The organism is Membranihabitans maritimus, assembly GCF_021729145.1.
Taxonomy (GTDB): Bacteria; Bacteroidota; Bacteroidia; order Chitinophagales; family Saprospiraceae; genus Membranihabitans; species Membranihabitans maritimus.
This window is the reverse complement of sequence record NZ_JAJSLW010000056.1, coordinates 1-1,337: the sequence shown is the minus strand read 5'-3', so window position 1 is coordinate 1,337 and position 1,337 is coordinate 1. Positions and strand designations below refer to the sequence as shown.

General features: G+C 40.5%; 1 protein-coding gene. It reads left to right on the top strand.

What is annotated here, in order from left to right; all coding sequences use genetic code 11:
- Nucleotides 1-93: 93 nt before the first annotated feature.
- Nucleotides 94-1,290 (top strand): IS256 family transposase, encoded by a 1,197-nt coding sequence (locus tag LVD47_RS23275; protein ID WP_236981118.1) that lies wholly within the window; start codon nt 94-96, stop codon nt 1,288-1,290.
- The last annotated feature ends 47 nt before the right edge of the window (nt 1,291-1,337 follow it).

Genomic DNA, 1,337 nt, shown 5'->3' with positions numbered 1-1,337 from the left:
GGCAGTATCTCACGAAGTGTGTAAATGCTAAAAAAGGGTTGGGCAGCGCGCTGCCCAACCCTTTTAATTTTATTAATTTTAAATTTACACACGATGAAAAAAGAAGATTATTTAAGCGATGAATTTCTCCAGCAATTTGAAAGCGGAGAAGAATTGAATGCTTTTCTCAAGCAAATTCAAAAACGGGGTATTGAAAAATTACTGGAAGGCGAACTCGATGCTCATTTAGGATACACAAAAAACCAGAAAAAAAACACCACCAATTCACGTAATGGCTTTGGGCAAAAGACCATTAAAACCTCTTTGGGGGAATCCCAAATCCAAGTACCCAGAGACCGGGACGCGAGTTTTACTCCTGTGGTCGTTCCCAAACGAGGGAGTATGGTCGACGGAATTGAAAATGTCATTATTTCATTGTATGCCAAAGGAATGAGCAATAGTGATATTGAAGAGCAAATTAGGGAAGTATATAACTTCGAGGTCTCTTCTTCCACTATTTCCCGCATCACGGACCGAATCTCCAATGACATTGTGGCCTGGCAAAACCGGCCGCTAGAACCCCTTTATTTGATTGTCTGGATGGATGGCATTGTTTTTAAAGTACGGGAAAACTCCAAGGTTATTAATAAAACCATTTACATCGCTGTGGGTCTGCGTAAAGACGGTTTGAAAGAAGTGCTTGGCCTTTGGTTAGGCAAAAATGAATCCGCTTCTTTTTGGATGAGCGTATTGACCGATATCAAAGCCCGGGGCGTGGAAGATATCCTCATTACGGCTACCGACAATCTCAATGGTTTTACCGATACCATTCGCAATGTGTTCCCGCAATCCAAAACCCAAATTTGTGTCATCCATCAAATTCGAAATGCCTCTAAATACGTGGTTTGGAAGGATAAAAAAGAATTTGCCAATGACCAAAAGGCCATCTATGCCGCTCCCACCAGACAAGCCGCTGAGGCCGCTTTAGTAGACTTTCAACATAAATGGTCCGACAAATATAAATATGCCGTACGTAGCTGGGAAAACAATTGGGAAGACTTATCTGTATTTTTTGATTTCCCCATTGAAATCCGTAAAATCATTTATACCACGAACCTCATTGAAAATCTCAATGGAAAAATTAGAAAATATACCAAAAACAAACTCTCTTTCCCGACCAATGAGGCCGTCATGAAGTCTGTCTTCCTTGCCGTAAGAGAAACCACTAAAAAATGGACCCAACCCATTCGAAACTGGGGGATTGTTTTAAATCAATTTTTGACTATATTTGATGATAGGCTCAAACTTTAAACTTCTTCCCAACCCTTTTTAATTTACACACTTTACGGGACAGTGTC